This is a genomic window from Micromonospora sp. 067-2, assembly GCF_046549295.1.
GTDB lineage: Bacteria > Actinomycetota > Actinomycetes > Mycobacteriales > Micromonosporaceae > Micromonospora.
Genome location: NZ_JAJPWB010000010.1, coordinates 186,869 through 201,845 on the forward strand (window position 1 = coordinate 186,869; position 14,977 = coordinate 201,845).

The 14,977-nt window shown below is 69.8% G+C and carries 17 protein-coding genes and 1 pseudogene; 7 read left to right on the forward strand and 11 right to left on the reverse strand.

The window, feature by feature from the left end; all coding sequences use genetic code 11:
- The first annotated feature begins 200 nt into the window (after window positions 1-200).
- A complete protein-coding gene (locus tag ACLJN9_RS24200) occupies window positions 201-1,697 on the forward strand; it encodes an FAD-binding oxidoreductase (protein ID WP_410813814.1) in 1,497 nt (498 codons plus the stop codon).
- A gap of 31 nt (window positions 1,698-1,728) precedes the next feature.
- Here the strand turns inward: ACLJN9_RS24200 and ACLJN9_RS24205 are convergent, their stop codons facing one another.
- On the reverse strand, window positions 1,729-2,079 hold the full coding sequence (locus ACLJN9_RS24205; protein WP_410813815.1) for a DoxX family protein: 351 nt from the start codon (window positions 2,077-2,079) through the stop codon (window positions 1,729-1,731).
- Window positions 2,080-2,180: 101 nt separating this feature from the next.
- A complete protein-coding gene (locus ACLJN9_RS24210; protein WP_410813816.1) occupies window positions 2,181-2,945 on the reverse strand; it encodes a DUF427 domain-containing protein in 765 nt (254 codons plus the stop codon).
- 122 nt (window positions 2,946-3,067) lie between these two features.
- Between ACLJN9_RS24210 and ACLJN9_RS24215 the strand changes: the two genes are divergently transcribed.
- Window positions 3,068-3,403 (forward strand): L-rhamnose mutarotase, encoded by a 336-nt coding sequence (locus ACLJN9_RS24215; protein WP_410813817.1) that lies wholly within the window; start codon window positions 3,068-3,070, stop codon window positions 3,401-3,403.
- A 24-nt stretch (window positions 3,404-3,427) separates the two neighbouring features.
- Here ACLJN9_RS24215 and ACLJN9_RS24220 read toward each other — a convergent pair whose 3' ends face one another.
- Together ACLJN9_RS24220 and ACLJN9_RS24225 are read right to left on the reverse strand one after the other, a co-directional pair.
- On the reverse strand, window positions 3,428-3,634 hold the full coding sequence (locus ACLJN9_RS24220) for a hypothetical protein (RefSeq protein WP_410813818.1): 207 nt from the start codon (window positions 3,632-3,634) through the stop codon (window positions 3,428-3,430).
- Window positions 3,635-3,698: 64 nt separating this feature from the next.
- Complete coding sequence (locus ACLJN9_RS24225) at window positions 3,699-4,889, reverse strand: MFS transporter (protein ID WP_410813819.1); 1,191 nt, start codon at window positions 4,887-4,889, stop codon at window positions 3,699-3,701.
- Window positions 4,890-5,077: 188 nt separating this feature from the next.
- Here ACLJN9_RS24225 and ACLJN9_RS24230 point away from each other — a divergent pair, with 188 nt between their 5' ends.
- From ACLJN9_RS24230 to ACLJN9_RS24240, 3 genes and pseudogenes are all read left to right on the forward strand, one after another.
- Entirely contained in the window at window positions 5,078-5,323 is a 246-nt protein-coding gene (locus ACLJN9_RS24230) for a hypothetical protein (RefSeq protein WP_410813820.1), read from the forward strand.
- On the forward strand, window positions 5,316-6,347 hold the full coding sequence (locus ACLJN9_RS24235; protein WP_410813821.1) for an LLM class flavin-dependent oxidoreductase: 1,032 nt from the start codon (window positions 5,316-5,318) through the stop codon (window positions 6,345-6,347). The genes ACLJN9_RS24230 and ACLJN9_RS24235 overlap by 8 nt, the downstream gene beginning before the upstream one ends.
- A gap of 30 nt (window positions 6,348-6,377) precedes the next feature.
- Window positions 6,378-7,061 (forward strand): annotated as a pseudogene (locus ACLJN9_RS24240) (NADPH-dependent F420 reductase); the annotation flags it as partial.
- Window positions 7,062-7,158: 97 nt separating this feature from the next.
- On the opposite strand, the gene katG reads toward ACLJN9_RS24240, so the two are convergent.
- Entirely contained in the window at window positions 7,159-9,435 is a 2,277-nt protein-coding gene (gene katG / locus ACLJN9_RS24245) for a catalase/peroxidase HPI (protein ID WP_410813822.1), read from the reverse strand.
- A gap of 23 nt (window positions 9,436-9,458) precedes the next feature.
- Window positions 9,459-9,887, reverse strand: coding sequence for a Fur family transcriptional regulator (locus ACLJN9_RS24250; protein ID WP_410813823.1), 429 nt, complete (start codon window positions 9,885-9,887; stop codon window positions 9,459-9,461).
- A gap of 212 nt (window positions 9,888-10,099) precedes the next feature.
- On the opposite strand from ACLJN9_RS24250, the gene ACLJN9_RS24255 reads away from it, so the two are divergent.
- Window positions 10,100-10,273: a hypothetical protein gene (locus ACLJN9_RS24255; protein ID WP_410813824.1), complete on the forward strand. Its 174-nt coding sequence runs from the start codon at window positions 10,100-10,102 to the stop codon at window positions 10,271-10,273.
- A gap of 100 nt (window positions 10,274-10,373) precedes the next feature.
- Window positions 10,374-11,135, forward strand: coding sequence for a hypothetical protein (locus ACLJN9_RS24260; RefSeq protein ID WP_410813826.1), 762 nt, complete (start codon window positions 10,374-10,376; stop codon window positions 11,133-11,135).
- A gap of 6 nt (window positions 11,136-11,141) precedes the next feature.
- On the opposite strand, the gene ACLJN9_RS24265 is transcribed toward ACLJN9_RS24260, so the two are convergent.
- Genes ACLJN9_RS24265 through ACLJN9_RS24285 form a run of 5 tightly spaced genes read right to left on the reverse strand, consistent with a single transcriptional unit; the run spans window position 11,142 to window position 14,879 of the window.
- On the reverse strand, window positions 11,142-11,447 hold the full coding sequence (locus ACLJN9_RS24265) for a metalloregulator ArsR/SmtB family transcription factor (RefSeq protein ID WP_410813827.1): 306 nt from the start codon (window positions 11,445-11,447) through the stop codon (window positions 11,142-11,144).
- A complete protein-coding gene (locus ACLJN9_RS24270) occupies window positions 11,444-12,283 on the reverse strand; it encodes a metal ABC transporter permease (RefSeq protein WP_410813828.1) in 840 nt (279 codons plus the stop codon). Before ACLJN9_RS24270 ends, ACLJN9_RS24265 begins: the two co-directional genes overlap by 4 nt.
- Entirely contained in the window at window positions 12,267-13,154 is an 888-nt protein-coding gene (locus ACLJN9_RS24275) for a metal ABC transporter permease (RefSeq protein WP_410813829.1), read from the reverse strand. Before ACLJN9_RS24275 ends, ACLJN9_RS24270 begins: the two co-directional genes overlap by 17 nt.
- Window positions 13,151-13,921 (reverse strand): metal ABC transporter ATP-binding protein, encoded by a 771-nt coding sequence (locus ACLJN9_RS24280; protein WP_410813830.1) that lies wholly within the window; start codon window positions 13,919-13,921, stop codon window positions 13,151-13,153. Before ACLJN9_RS24280 ends, ACLJN9_RS24275 begins: the two co-directional genes overlap by 4 nt.
- Before the next feature lies 1 nt (window position 13,922).
- Window positions 13,923-14,879, reverse strand: coding sequence for a metal ABC transporter substrate-binding protein (locus ACLJN9_RS24285; RefSeq protein ID WP_410813831.1), 957 nt, complete (start codon window positions 14,877-14,879; stop codon window positions 13,923-13,925).
- Window positions 14,880-14,977 lie beyond the last annotated feature (98 nt).

Consider the following 14,977-nt stretch of genomic DNA (forward strand, 5'->3'; position numbering starts at 1 on the left):
GGCCCGCTCCCGCGAGGGCCGCTCGCCCCTCACCGAGCGATCGGCCCTCGCGGCAGACCGGCATCACCCGACCGGGTTCCGCGACAAGATCTCGGATATTCCCTCGGGGCCCCCGTAATAGCGTGGGTCTCGCGCCAGCCGGAGGGCATGGGTTCTCCCGGTCGAACACCGGGCGTGACCCGATCGGGAGGGCTCCGACCATGCGTGATCTTTCTCGTCGCGAGATGCTCAGGGCGACGGCGGCCGTCGGCGCGGGGACGGTTGTCCTTCCGGGCCTTCTCGCGGCCGGCGGACCGGCGATCGCGGCCGACGGACCGGGCTGGTCGTCCGGTGACACCTATCCGCCGGTGGAGCTGACCGGCCGCATCGTCCGTCCCCGCAATCCCGACTACGCGAGTGCGAGCCTCGGTTGGGATGAACTCTTCGTCCGTTATCCGCTGGTCATCGTCTTCGCCCAGGAGACCCGGGATGTGGTCAACGCCCTCACCTGGGCCCGGCAGAACGACGTGGCGCTGCGGGTACGAAGTGGCCGCCACAGCCTCGAGGGCTGGTCGAACGTCGACAACGGCATCGTCATCGACGTCAGCGAACTGAAGTCGACACGCATCGACACCGCCTCCCGCACCGCGAAGGTCGGCGCCGGGCTCAACCAGTTGGAGGCGGTGACCACGCTCGGCGGGTACGACCTCGCCGTGACCACCGGCACGGAGGGAAGCGTGGGTCTGTCCGGCGCGACCCTGGGCGGCGGCTTCGGTTTCCTCACCCGCTACCTCGGCATGGCCTGCGACAACCTGATCGGGGCGGAGATCGTCGTGGCGGCCGGCGCCGATGGCGCGAAGGCGATCGAGGTGGACCCGTGGCACCACCCGGACCTGCTCTGGGCGCTACGAGGTGCGGGAAACGGCAACTTCGGGATCGTCACCTCACTCACCTACAAGGCCGCTCCGCTGAGCGGCGTCGCCTACCTGCAGGCGACCTGGGATGGCCTCGACGACCTGCACGGGGTGTTCGACACCTGGCAGCGCACCGCACCGTTCGCCGACAACCGCCTCGGCACCCAACTCGAGATCCACAAATCCCAGATCCTGCTGTTCGGGGTGCTCGCGGACGGATCGGCCGAGGAGGCGAAGCATCTGCTGGAACCGATCCTCTCCATCGGCAGCCCCGAGGTCACGGTGCAGACCGGTGGTTGGGGAGACACCTATGCCGGGTTCCAGATTCCGAACGAGGACGAACCGGCGAACTGGAAGTTCTTCTCGCAGTTCACCAGCGAGCCGTTCCCGCGAAGAGCGATCAGCACGATCCGGGCCTTCATGCAGGACGCGCCGTCGGAGGACAGCAACTTCTTCACCCAGGCATTCGGCACGGGAGCCCAGACGAGCGAGCCCTTCGGCGGCTCGGCCTTCCCGCACCGCGACGCGCTGTTCTATTCCGAGCCGGGTGCCGGCTGGGGCACTCGTGGGGAGCCCGACAGCGGCGACGCCACCACCCCGATCGCCCAGACCTGGATCGCCGAATTCAGCCAGGCCCTGCGACCGTACGTGAACGGCGCGTACGTCAACGTGCCGAACATCGGAATGGCGGAATGGGAACGCGCCTACTGGGGACGGAACGTCGACCGGCTACGCAGGATCAAGGCGAAGTACGACCCGCACAACGTCTTCCAGTACGAGCAGAGCATCCCACCCGCGTTCTGACACCATCTGCCGTGGCGCCGCTCGGCCGTGGTCAGCGGTGGTAGCTCACGCTGACAACCAGTGCGGCCACCGCGGTGGAGAAGAACACCGCCCATCCCACGAGCTGGCGGGAGCCCACTCGCAGATGCGCGACGAGCGCGCCGATGAAGTACAGCACGAGACCGGCGGCGGCGAGTGTCCCCAACGCCGGCACGGCGAGACCGGCCAGCAACCCCAGAGAGCCCGCAGCGAGCAACGAGCCCAACACCGGTAGCCAGGACCGTGGCACACGCTTCATGTCCGCCTGCGCCTGTGGATAGGCATGGCCGATCAGGTACGTGACGGCGGCGATGCCGTTGACGACCGAGGCGACGATGGTGACCGTGACGTAGGCGGCGAACAAGGGTCCTCCTCTGTGGTTGTTCGCCTCTACGACGTGGCCGCCCCCGGAAACGTGACCACGCCACCCTGGCGGCTCCGCCACGCGCGGAGCGCACCCCGCGGTCAGGAGAAGTGCGTCTCGGGCCGGCTCAGTCGCTCGCCGTCGACGATCAGGTCGACCTTCTCGTTGTAGAAGCTGATCAGCCCGGCGATCGGCAGGAGCGCGGCGGTGGGGTAGCTGTAGGACCACGCCAGGTCGGGATGGAGCGTGCCGTTGACCCGCACCGACCAGTAGCGGCTCGTTCGACCCTTGTACGGGCAGGAACTCGTGGTCCTCGACGGCACAAGGTGTCCGAGGTTGACCTCGGTCTGGTTGAGGTAGTAGCGGGTCGGTAGACCGGTCTCGAAGACCAGCACCGGCGACGCCGACTCGGCCAGCACGACCCCGTCGAGTTCCACACGTACGTGGCGGGTGGACCGGATCGCGTCCACCCGGGCGTACGGATTCCGGGGGTGCACGAAGACCTCCTCGTCCTCCTCGAACCAGTTGTCCAGGGCGGCCCACTCGAACCGGAGGGTGTCGTCCAGGCCGGGCAGTGCGTCGGTGCCGTACCACCGGACCGACGACGGACGGGACGTCTCGCCGACCCGCAGGCCGTGCACACGTCCGGTGCCACACCGGATCCGCTCCGTGCGGTGCTCGTCGATCAGGATGGTGCGGTTCACGTCGTCGACCGGGACGTAGTACTGGGGGTAGTAGGGCCACTCCCACACGTACCGCGCCCGCCGGGTGTCCAACACCAGTTCGCCGGCCAGGTAGGCGCGGATTCGGCGGGGCACCGGCTCGATGCGGTCGTCCGGGCCGTTCGCTTTCGGAAAGTCCGACATCGTGTCCCCCAGTTCGGCAGCGGCTTCGCGTGTTCCGGACGATCCGCAGGGCCGCAGCCTCGCCGGCCACCGGGCTGGACGGGCCGGTAGGATCGCGGCGGCGGAATATCGCGGAGGCGGAAATGCAACGACACGGCATGGTCATCCGGCTCCGACCGGAGCACCGGGAAACCTACCTTCGGCTGCACTCCGCCGTCTGGCCGGCCGTCGAGGCGACGTTGCGGGAAGCGAACATCCGGAACTTCACCATCTTCCTCCACGACGACCTGCTGTTCGGCTACTACGAGTATGTCGGCGACGACCACGACGCCGACCAGGCCCGCATCGCCGCCGACCCGCAGACACAGGAGTGGTGGACGCTGACCGCGCCGTGCCAGCAGTCGCTGGCCACGGGGGAAAGCGACGACTGGTGGACCCCGGTGCCCGAGGTCTGGCACCTCGCCGACAAGGACGGCTGAACGCGCCAGCGGCTCCGGCACCGCTCACTGCGGGGGCTTCGCCCCGGACTGCTCGCTCACCATGTACGTCGCGTACCAGTCGGGCCAGTTCGCGTCGGCCTCGCCGATGCGCTTCTCGTGCTCACCGTGGGCGGCGGCCGCGCGTCGGAGCGCGCTCGCCAGGTCACCCGCGGAACCGAACGACGTCGGACCGCCCTCGACGCGCCCGCCACCGGCACTCTCGCGGCTCATCGCGCTCTCCTCTCCCGATCACCACGCTACTGTCTGCGCCCCGTCGAACGCCTGCCTTCCCGGCCTAGTCGGATGCCATCCTCGTGGCCCTGCGCACCCCGAGCAGGGCCACGAGGGCCAGGAGGATGACGGCGACGGAGTACTCGTCGGCGGTCCGTGGCAGACCGCCGGCGTAGACCACGAGGAAGCCGGCGATCACCGTGGGCAGGCCGAAGCCGACGTAGCAGACGAGGTACAGCAGGGAGAGCACGCTCGCGCGCTCGTGGGCCTCGACCAACGGCATGATCGTCTTGAGGCTGCCCTGGAAACCGCCGCCGAAGCCGACGCCCCCGAGCGCCAGACCGACGAAGAACCCGGGGACGGACCGAGCCATGACCGACACCAGGGTGACGAGCATGCCCAGGATGAGGGCGACGATCCCGGTCAGGATCACGGTCTTCGCGGCCGTGTTGCGCAGCACGAGGACGGCGATCGCCCCGAAGAGGGCGAAGACGAAGAGGACCAGACCCCCCACCACGATCGACGTGGCCATGAGGGCGCGCACGAGTGCCGGGCCGAGCGCCCCGAAGAAGCCGGCCAACGCCCAGACCGCGAACAGCACCGGAATGACGACCAGCGCCGGCCCGCGTACGGCGCGGGGCAGGCTGATGTCCGGCCGCAGGCTGCGTCGCGCTCCGGCCCGCGGCGTGACCGTCTCCGGCATCAGCGCGACCCCGGCGGCCTGGATCAGCAGGATCACGAGGAGGACGACGTACACCAGTCGCGTCGGCGCGGGCAGGAACCGGATGAGCAGGGCCGAGAGCAGAGCGCCGCTGCCGGTTCCGACGCCGGGGGCGATCGCGTTCGCGAGCGTGCCGCGGGCGCGGTCGATGTCGAGCATGGCGGCACCGACGGCACCGGTGGCGGCGCCGGTGGCGAGCCCCTGCAGGATGCGGGCGGTCAGCAGTGTGGGAACGCCGTCGGCGAGGACGAAGACAACCAGCGAGACGATCTGCACCGCGATCGTGACGGCCAGGACCGGCCGTCGGCCCACATGGTCGGACAGTCTGCCGAAGGTGAGCAGGGACGCCAGCACCGCGAGCGCGTAGACGGCGAACACCACCGTGGTCGTGACCGGTGAGAAGTGCCAGCGCTCCTGGTAGATCCCGTAGAGCGGGGTCGGGGCCGCCGATGCGGCCAGGAACGACACGAGAATCGACGCGAGCAGCACCAGGGAGACCCCCGGTGAGAGTCGTGCCCGCCCCGCGATCCCCATGTCGGTGCTCCTCGCCTGCTCTGACAGTGATCGGCCTGGCCACTCGGCTGGCTGGCGATCCGCAGCGGCGTACCCGATGCGCTCCGTCACATGCGAGCTGGGCGGTCCACTCATCGCAGTCCGGGCATACTGTCCAGCCGATCGGGCAACACCCGCTCGGCCTCGTCGCGGACACCGACGAGGAGGCAGTGGAGACCTGGTGGCGGTACTACGAGGCCGAAGTCGACCACGGGGCGCTGTTCGTCGGGTCACCGGAGACGGTCGCGAACAAGATCGCTACGATGGCCCACGACCTGCGGCTGAGCCGGTTCGACCTCAGGTACGACATCATGCACCTGCCTCGCGAGGCGCGGGCGCGCACCATCGAGCTGCTGGGCAGCGCGGTCGCGCCGCGGGTCCGGGAGCTGTTGGCGAAGGAGCGCAGCCATGTCTGATCTCGAGTTCGGCCTCGACACCTTCGGCGACGTGCCGGACGACGACTCCGGCAAGCCCATCTCCCACGCGGCGGCCATCCGGCAGGTCGTCGACGAGGCGGTGCTGGCCGACCAACTCGGCGTCGACGTCATCGCCCTCGGCGAGCACCACCGGCCCGAATATTCGGTATCGACCCCGGAGACCGTGCTGGCGGGTATCGCCACCCGTACGTCCCGGATCCGGCTCGCCTCCGGGGTGACCGTGCTGAGCTCGGACGACCCGGTCCGGGTCTTCCAACGCTTCGCCACAGTCGACGCGCTGTCGCACGGCCGGGCCGAGGTCATCCTCGGTCGCGGCTCGTTCACCGAGTCGTTTCCCCTGTTCGGCTATGACCTGAGCGACTACGACATGCTGTTCGAGGAGAAGATCGAGCTGTTCGTGAAGCTGCTCGACGAGCAGCCGGTCACGTGGAGCGGCACGACGCGGGCTCCTCTGGAGAACGCCGACGTCTTTCCGAAGACGGAGTCGGGGCGCCTGAACACCTGGGTGGGCGTCGGCGGCTCGCCCCAGTCGGTCGTCCGCACCGCCCGGTACGGCCTGCCGCTCATGCTCGCCATCATCGGCGGGGCTCCCGAGCGGTTCGCGCCCTACATCGAGCTCTACCGGCGGGCAGCCGAGCAGCTCGGCACGACGGCGCACCCGGTCGGGATGCACTCCCCCGGCTTCATCGCCGACACCGACGAGGAGGCGAAGGAGCTGTACTGGCCCCACTACCGGGTCATGCGGAACCGGATCGGTGGGCTGCGGGGCTGGCCGCCGATCCGTCGCCAGGAGTTCGACGCCGAGGTCGAGCACGGTTCCCTCTACATCGGCTCACCGGAGACCGTGGCCCGCCGGATGGCTGGGGCCATTCGCAGCGTCGGCGTCGGCCGCTTCGACCTGATCTACACGGCGGGAGCACAGCCGGTCAGTGCCCGAATGCGAGCGGTGGAGCTGTACGGCACCACGGTGATTCCCCTGGTCCGTGACATCCTGGCCAGCTGACCCTCCCTCGAAAGCCGCGCCACCCGGAAGGAAGACATGAACGGTAGGACCATCGCTGTCCTCGGCGCCGGCAAGGTGGGCACGGTGCTCGCCAGGCTGGCGGTCGCCGCCGGCTACCGGGTGCTCGTCGCCGGCTCGGGGGACCCGGCGAAGATCGCGCTCACCGTCGAGGTGCTCACGCCCGGCGCGGTCGCGACAACAGCCGTCGACGCGGCAGCCGACGCCGACGTCGTGATCCTCGCCCTTCCGCTCGGCAAGTACCGCGCTGTTTCGGCGGAGGCGCTGCGCGGCAAGCTCGTCGTCGACGCCATGAACTACTGGTGGGAAGTCGACGGCATCCGCGACGACCTCACCGACCCGCGCACCTCGTCGAGCGAGGTCGTTCAGGCGTTCCTCGCCGACTCCCGGGTGGTCAAGGCGTTCAACCACATGGGTTACCACGATCTCGAGGACGAGGCCCGGCCGGCGGGTACGGTCGGGCGCAAGGCCATCGCGATCGCCGGCGACGACGCCGCCGATCTCGGCACCGCCGCGTCTCTTGTGGACGCGCTCGGCTTCGATCCGGTTGTCGCCGGCCCTCTCGTCGAGGGCGTACGACTCGAACCGGGTAGTGAGGTGTTCGGCGCCAACGTGAGTGCTGACGAGATCCGCGCCATGCTCGACCGCTTTCCTCAGTCGGAGCGGGGACGGATCATCGCCGCGGCAAGAGCCTGATCGACCGACGATCCACCCGACACGGCGCAGCCCTGACCCGGAACCGGTTGCCGACGAGCCCCGGTCGATCGACCGGGGCTCGTCGGTGAGAGCCGGATCAGGCGGCGTCGAACAGGTCGAGTTCCATGACCTTGGTCCAGGCTGCCACGAAGTCGGCCACGAACTTGTCGCGCGCGTCCTGGCTGGCGTAGACCTCGGCGAGAGCCCGCAGCTGGGAGTTGGAGCCGAAGACGAGGTCGACCGCGCTGGCGGTCCACTTCACCTCATCGGTGGCCAGGTCCCGGATCTCGTACACGTGCTCGTCGGACTCCGACGCCTTCCACCGGGTGCCCGGTGAGAGCAGGTTGGTGAAGAAGTCGTTGCTGAGCACGCCGGGCCGGTCGGTGAGGACGCCGTGCGCAGAACCGCCGACGTTGGCCCCGAGGGACCGCAGGCCGCCCACGAGGACGGTCAGCTCGGGCGCGGTCAGGTTGAGCATGTACGCGCGGTCGATGAGCAGCACCTCCGGCTGGGTCTTCTCGCCGGCACGCAGGTAGTTGCGGAACCCGTCGGCGCGCGGCTCGAGAACCCGGAACGACTCGACGTCGGTCTGCTCCTGGGTGGCGTCGGTGCGGCCCGCGCGGAACGGCACGGTCACCGTTACGCCGGCGTCCCGTGCCGCCTTCTCGACGGCGGCCGACCCGGCCAGCACGATCAGATCGGCGAGCGAGATCGTGGCGCCGCCGGCGGAGTTGAACTCCTGCCGGATGGCCTCGAGCGTGTCCAGCACCGTCGCGAGCTGCTCGGGCTGGTTGACCTCCCAGCCGCGCTGCGGCTCGAGGCGGATTCGCGCGCCGTTGGCGCCACCGCGCTTGTCGGTGGACCGGTAGCTGGCAGCCGAGGCCCAGGCGGTGGAGACCAGTTGGGCGGTCGTGAGGCCGGAGTCGAGGATCGTGGTCTTGAGGGTGGCGATGGCGTCGTCACCCACGAGCTCGTGGTCCACGGCCGGCACCGGGTCCTGCCACAGCTGCGGCTCGGCGACCCAGGGCCCGAGGAAGCGGCTGACCGGACCCATGTCGCGGTGCAACAGCTTGTACCAGGCCTTGGCGAACGCCAGCGCGAACTGGTCGGGGTTCTCCAGGAAGCGGCGCGAGATCTTCTCGTACGCCGGGTCGACGCGCAGCGACAGGTCGGTGGTGAGCATCGTCGGCCGGTGCTTCTTCGACGGGTCGTGGGCGTCCGGGATGATCGCCTCGGCGTCCTTGGCGACCCACTGCTTGGCGCCGCCTGGGCTCGTGGTGAGCTCCCACTCGTTGCCGAAGAGGATCTCGAAGAACCGGTTGCTCCACTGCGTCGGCACGTCGGTCCACGTCACCTCGAGACCACTGGTGATCGTGTCCGCGCCCTTGCCGCTACCGTACGTGCTCAGCCAGCCGAGACCCTGCGCCTCCAGCGACGCACCCTCGGGCTCCGCACCCACGTGCCCGTCGGCGTCGCCGGCACCGTGGGCCTTGCCGAAGGTGTGGCCGCCGGCGATGAGGGCGACGGTCTCCTCGTCGTTCATCGCCATCCGGCGGAAGGTCTCGCGGATGAAGTGCGCCGCCGCGAGCGGGTCGGCGTTGCCGCGGGGGCCCTCCGGGTTGACGTAGATGAGACCCATCTCGGTCGAACCGACGCCGGCCGCCATCTCCTTCTCCGAGGCGTAGCGCTCGTCGCCGAGCCAGGTGTCCTCCGGACCCCAGAAGATCTCCTCGGGCTCCCAGACGTCCACCCGGCCGAAGCCGAACCCGAAGGTCTTGAAGCCCATCGACTCCAGGGACACGTTGCCGGCGAGCACGAGCAGGTCGGCCCAGGAGATCTTCTGGCCGTACTTCTGCTTGACCGGCCACAGCAGCCGGCGGGCCTTGTCCAGGTTGGCGTTGTCCGGCCAGCTGTTGAGCGGGGCGAACCGCTGACCGCCGTCACCGGCGCCACCACGACCGTCCTCGATGCGGTAGGTGCCCGCGGCGTGCCAGCTCATCCGGATCATCAGGCCGCCGTAGTGGCCGAAGTCGGCCGGCCACCACTCCTGCGAGGTGGTGAGCACGTCGACGATGTCCCGTTTGAGGGACTCGACGTCGAGCTTGGCGAACTCGTCGGCGTAGCTGAAGCTCTGCCCCAGCGGGTTGCCCTTGGACGAGTGGGCGTGCAGCACCGAGAGGTCGAGCTGGTTGGGCCACCAGTCCCGGTTGGAGTGCGGACGACCGCCGGTCTTGGGGGTCGGCGAGTCGATCGCCGGGTTCTCACTCTCGCTGCCGTGCGCGGTCACCGAGTCGTGCGCGACGGGGCAGCCGGCCGCCGCCTCCTTGTCAACTCCCTGGGCGCTGGAGGGGCGATTGTCCTGGATGTCGCTCATCTGGTTCCTTCCGAACTGGCGGATCACTGGGCGGTGCGTTCGGCCGCGCAGTCGGGGCAGGTGCCCCAGTAGACGACCTCCGCCTCATCGACCACGAAACCGTGGTCATCGGAGGCGGTGAGACAGGGAGCATGGCCGACGGCGCAGTCGACGTCGGCTATCGCGCCACAGGAGCGGCACACGACATGGTGGTGGTTGTCCCCCACCCGGGACTCGTACCGGGCGATCGCCCCGGCGGGTTGGATACGCCGCACCAGACCGGCGGTGGTGAGTGCCCGCAGCACGTCGTACACCGCCTGGTGGGAGACCGTGGGCTGACCCGCGCGCACCAGCGCGATCACCGTGTCGGTGTCGACGTGCGGGTGGTCACGCAGCGCGGTGAGCACCGCCAACCGGGGCCGGGTCACGCGCAACGAGACCGCCCTGAGCTGGGTCTCGAAGTCGGACGTCACGGGAAGACCATACTCGGCTCTTCTGGAATCAATCAAGTCTTCCGCGTCCTCCACCCGGAGGACGGGGGACGGGGGACGGGGGACGGGGACGGGGGTGATGGCGGCTGACTGTATCCGCCGGGGTGTCGCTGCCGGTGATGACGCAGTGCGGTGGGATGCTTTCTCCTGCGGCTCGACGAGCGCCAGAGAAGACGGCGACGCATACTCGCTTGATGACTGGACCGGATCTCGATCCCGCACAATATCCGCCCATCGATCCGCGTGAGCCCGTGCCCGACGACGCCAGCGTCCTGTTGCCCGACTCGCCGGACGAGCTGCCGCAGGCCCCGGTCGAACCGATGCCGGACGACGGTGGCAACGCCGGCGGTGTACGCGAGCCGGCATAGACGCGCCCGTTTCCACCGAAGCGACCGGGTGCGTGTTCAGAGGTGTCCGAGGGCGCCGGCATCGCTGCCTGCGCAGAGACGAGGGATGATGACCCGCCACATGCCACGACCGGCCGTCCGCGCAGGACGGATGCGGGCGCTGATCCTGCCGTTGCTCGGCACTGTCGCGCTCGCCACCGCCTGCACCGACGGCGGGGACCCCGGCGATGCGGTGCCGTCGACCGCGCCACCGGCGAGCGCGCCGGCACCGGCACCGACGACACCGACCGACCAGCCGTCTCCGAGCGCGAGCACCCCGGCGACCATTCCGGCGTCCGCCTTCGTGGAACTGCCGACCGAGCTGCGGAAGTCCCCCCGGCGGGCGACGCCCGTCGCCGATGCCCTACCGACGTTGTGCGGCAACGAGTTCGGCACCGGAGGTCGACAGGTCACCGCGAGTGCCGCCATGACCGTCACCTACAAGAAGCCCGACGAACCCGCCAGCAACGTGCCGCAGGGCATGATCCACCAGACCATCTTCAGCTTCGACGGTGACGGCGCCTCGGACTACATGCGCCGGCTCCGCAGCGCCCTGGCGGCGTGCCCCTCCTACGACCAGGCCGGAAACCGCGTCAAGGTCGAGGTCAAGGCCCTGCCCGGCGTCGGCGACGAGGCGTTGGTGCTGACTCGAACGTGGCCGGCGACCAGCCTGAACGGAGAGCGCGTCGGCGGCACCGAGTCCGTCCAGACGGCCGCGGCACGTGTCGGTGCGGCAGTGACCGTGTTCGACGACCAGGGCTGGGAGGGCAGCAGCGGCAACCCCGGCATCCTGGATCGGGTCGTACGCGACGGCGTGAAGACCATCGACGTCTGGCAGCGGTAGCCGCCCTCAGGCCGACTCGGCGTGGTGCAGCACCTCCCCGATGAGTCGCCTCGTGGCTTCGGAGTGCAGCAGGTAGGTGACCGTCCGGCCCCGGCGCTCACGCCGGATCAGTCGGGCGTCCCTGAGGAACCGCAGGTGACGGGCGATGATCGTGGCGTCCGTGGACAGGGCCCGGGCCAACGAGGCCGGCGTCTGCTCGCCGGCCCGCAGCAGCACGAGAATCCGCAGTCGGTGCTCGTACGCCATGCCGCGCAGCACGACGATCGCGCGGTCCAGGGTGGCCCCGGTCTCGTCGGGGCGTGCGGTGCTCATGCCGTCACCGCAGGGGCTCCGACGACCGCCGGCACCCTGGCCCGAACAACCCTGGACAGCACCGTGGACAGCGCCAGGACCCCGGTGGCGGTCAGGGTGATGCTCGCGCCGGCGGCGACGTTCCAACGACTGGAGGCGTACAGGCCCACGAGGCCACTGAAAGCACCGAACGTGACGGCCAGCGTGGTGATGACGGTCAGCCGGTGGGACCACTGGCGTGCCGCCGCGGCGGGCGCCACCACGAGGGCGAGGGCGAGGATCGTGCCGACGGCCGGGACGATCGTCACGACCACCACCTGGACGGTGAGCAGCAGTACGACGTCCCAGACCCCGGTGCTGAAGCCGGCCGCCTGTGCACCGCTGCGGTCGAAGCCGGTGTACCGCAGTGGGCGGGCGCAGGCCAGCAGGACGGCCGCGACGACGACGAGCGCCACCGCGGTGGTCACGAGATCCTGTGGACTGACCGTGAGGATCGATCCGACCAGGAATGACGTCAGGTCCCGACTGAAGCCGTCCTGGGTGGCGACGAGCCCGGCACCGAGCGCGAAACCACCGGAGAGCATCACGCCTGTCGCCGCGGCGGCGTTCTGGCTGCTGCGGGCACTGAGCGCGGCGACACCCAGCGCGACGATGGCGCCCGCGACCACACCGCCGACGAGGATGTTGACGCCGATGATGGAGGCGGCCACCACCCCGGGAAACGTGGCGTGGGTCAGTGCCATGGTGAAGAAGGACAGCCGGCGCAGCACGACCTGGACGCCGATGAGGCCCGCGAGCGCACCGACGAGCAGCACCTCGGCGGTGGCGCGGTGCAGCGCGTCATCCCACCAGTTCATGGGGCGATCTCCTTGGATGGGGGACAGCCTGACTGCGGTTGCGCCTCGAACGCAGCGCACCCAGCGGGAGCAGCGACAGGTACGCGACCACGAGCAACAGGACGACGGCGGACGCCGAGGTCAGGGATATGCCGTAGTCGACCGAGGCGGTCCAGCTGACCAGCAGACCGCCGTATGCGGCGAGAAGGACGAGCCCGGTGCCGATCACCGCCATCATCGACAGTCGTGCGGTGAGCATGCGAGCGGCTGCGGCCGGCACGACGAGCAGTGCCACCACGAGGATGGTGCCCACGGCCCGCACGGCGGCGACGACCACGAGGGCGACGATGATGTTGAGCCACAGGTCGAGCCAGAGGATCCGGAAGCCGGCCGCCGCCGCCCCCACCGGGTCGAAGGTCCGGAAGATCAGCGCCCGAGCATGGATCAGCAGCAGCCCGAGGATGACGACCGCCAGTGCGGCGGTCTCCGCGAGCTGACGTGGCGTCACCGTCAGGATGCGCCCGAAGAGAAACGACGTCAGATCCGAGGTGTACGACGGGCGCCTCGACACGAGCACGACGCCGACCGAGAACATGGCGGTGAGCACCACGGCGGTGGACGCGTCGTCGGACAGCGCCCCACCACGGGTCAGCAGGGTCAGCACCACCGCGGTCACGACGCCGGCGACCAGCGCCCCGACGGCGATGCCCTCGATGCCACCGGCCAGAAACCCGACGACCACGCCGGGAAACACGGTGTGCGTCAGGGCGTCGGACACGAACGACAGGCGGCGCGTGAAGACGAAGACGCTGACCGGTCCGCAGATGAGGGCGAGCAGCGCGAGCTCCGCCAGGGCTCGCCCCATGAACGGTACGGCGAACGGCGCGATCACGGCTCCACCAGCACTGTCCGGCCGTCTCTCAGCTCGATGGCGTGCCCGTCGTACGCGCGGCGCAGCGTGTCGGCGGTCAACGTCTCGGCCGGCGGGCCCACCGCCCACTGCCGACCGTTGAGCACGCAGACCGTGTCGGCGAGTTCCCGCGCGACGGTCAGGTCGTGGGTGCTGATCACCAGCGTGGTCCCGACGGTGCTCAGCTCGCGCAGGACGGCCAGGATTGCCTCCTGGCTGAGAGCGTCGACGCCGTTGAACGGTTCGTCGAGCAGCAGCAGCCGCGGCTCGGCCGCGATGGCCCGGGCCAGCAGGACCCGCTGACGCTGGCCTCCGGAGAGCACGCCGAAGTGCTTCCCCGCGTGATCGGCGAGGCCGAGACGGTCGAGTGCCTCGAGAACCGCGCGCCGGTCGGCGCCCCGGGTGGGGCGCCACCAGCCGATGCGCCGATAGCGACCCATCAGGACGACCTGGGCGGCGGTCACCGGGAAGTCGGCGTCGAGCGAGTCGGTCTGGGGGACGTAGCCGGTGCTGGTCCGGGCCTGGGCCGGTGTACGCCCGAGCACGGTGGACGTGCCGGCGAGGACCGGCACCAGACCGAGGATCGACCTGATCAGCGTGGACTTGCCGGCGCCGTTCGGGCCGACCAGCGCCAGGCGCTGCCCGGGGGCAAGATCGAGGTCGACGTCGGTGAGGACGGGCGTGCCGTGGTAGCCGACGCTCACCCCGGCGTAGCGAAGGGCGGCGCCGGCCACCGCGACATCGCCCATGTCAGCCGCCCAGGGCCGTGACGATGACCTGGGTGTTGTGCCGCTCGGCACCGAGGTAGGTGCCCTCCGGCGTGCCCTCGGCGCCGATGCTGTCGCCGTAGAGGGCGTCCTCGCCGCCGATGACCTTGACGCCGGCCTGACTGGCGATGGCCTCCGCGCTCTTGGGTGGCAGCGAGGTTTCCGTGAAGACGGCCTTCGTACCGGTCGCCTTGATCTTCGCGACGAGGTCGTTGAGTTGCTTCGCGCTCAGCTCCGCGGAGGTGTCGAGGCTGGGGATGACCGAGCCGACGAACTCCAGCCCGTACCGGTCGACGTAGTAGCCGAAGGCGTCGTGGTTGGTCACGAGCTTGCGTTGACCAGCGGGGATCTTGGCGAAGGCGGCCTCGTTGTCGGCGTCGAGCCTGTCGAGTTCGGCCGAGTAGGTCTTCAGTTTGCCGGTGAAGGCGGCGGCGTGCGCGGGATCAGCCGCGGACAGGCCCTTCTCGATGTTGGTGACCATCGTCTTGGCGTTCTGCGGGTTGTGCCAGATGTGCGGGTCGTGCTCCCCGGCCTCGCTCTCGCCTTCCTCGTGGGCGCCCTCGCGCAGTGCCACCCCCTGGCTCGAGTCCACGACGGCGCCCTTGAAGCCGGCCGACTCGATGGTCTGGTCGAGCCACTTCTCGAGGCCGACGCCGCTCTTGACGACGATGGCGGCCGCGCCGATCGCCTGGATGTCGGCGGGGGTGGGCTCGTAGTCGTGCGGATCCACGTTCGGCTTGATGATCTGCGTGACGGTGACGTCGCTGCCGCCGATGGTGCGGACGAAGTCGGCTACCTCGGGGGTCGTGGCGGCCACGGCGAGCCGGGTACCGGGCGAGGCGCTGCCCCCCTCGGCGTCGCTGTCACCCGAGCCGCATCCGCTGAGGACGAGCGCGGCGGCGGTCGCCGCGGCGAGAAACGTACGGTGCCCATGCTTCACGTCAACACTCCATTCCTGAGATCAGGAACGGTAATCGTTTTCACTAATTATCGTCTAATTGCGAGGTGACCATGGATTCCCCCGCCCGCTCCCCACCG

Coding starts and splice junctions, on each gene's coding strand:
- ACLJN9_RS24200 (WP_410813814.1), top strand. CDS start 201: ATGCGTGATCTTTCTCGTCGCGAGATGCTCAGGGCGACGGCGGCCGTC.
- ACLJN9_RS24210 (WP_410813816.1), bottom strand. CDS start 2,945: ATGTCGGACTTTCCGAAAGCGAACGGCCCGGACGACCGCATCGAGCCG.
- ACLJN9_RS24215 (WP_410813817.1), top strand. CDS start 3,068: ATGCAACGACACGGCATGGTCATCCGGCTCCGACCGGAGCACCGGGAA.
- ACLJN9_RS24220 (WP_410813818.1), bottom strand. CDS start 3,634: ATGAGCCGCGAGAGTGCCGGTGGCGGGCGCGTCGAGGGCGGTCCGACG.
- ACLJN9_RS24225 (WP_410813819.1), bottom strand. CDS start 4,889: ATGGGGATCGCGGGGCGGGCACGACTCTCACCGGGGGTCTCCCTGGTG.
- ACLJN9_RS24235 (WP_410813821.1), top strand. CDS start 5,316: ATGTCTGATCTCGAGTTCGGCCTCGACACCTTCGGCGACGTGCCGGAC.
- katG (WP_410813822.1), bottom strand. CDS start 9,435: ATGAGCGACATCCAGGACAATCGCCCCTCCAGCGCCCAGGGAGTTGAC.
- ACLJN9_RS24255 (WP_410813824.1), top strand. CDS start 10,100: ATGACTGGACCGGATCTCGATCCCGCACAATATCCGCCCATCGATCCG.
- ACLJN9_RS24260 (WP_410813826.1), top strand. CDS start 10,374: ATGCCACGACCGGCCGTCCGCGCAGGACGGATGCGGGCGCTGATCCTG.
- ACLJN9_RS24265 (WP_410813827.1), bottom strand. CDS start 11,447: ATGAGCACCGCACGCCCCGACGAGACCGGGGCCACCCTGGACCGCGCG.
- ACLJN9_RS24270 (WP_410813828.1), bottom strand. CDS start 12,283: ATGAACTGGTGGGATGACGCGCTGCACCGCGCCACCGCCGAGGTGCTG.
- ACLJN9_RS24280 (WP_410813830.1), bottom strand. CDS start 13,921: ATGGGCGATGTCGCGGTGGCCGGCGCCGCCCTTCGCTACGCCGGGGTG.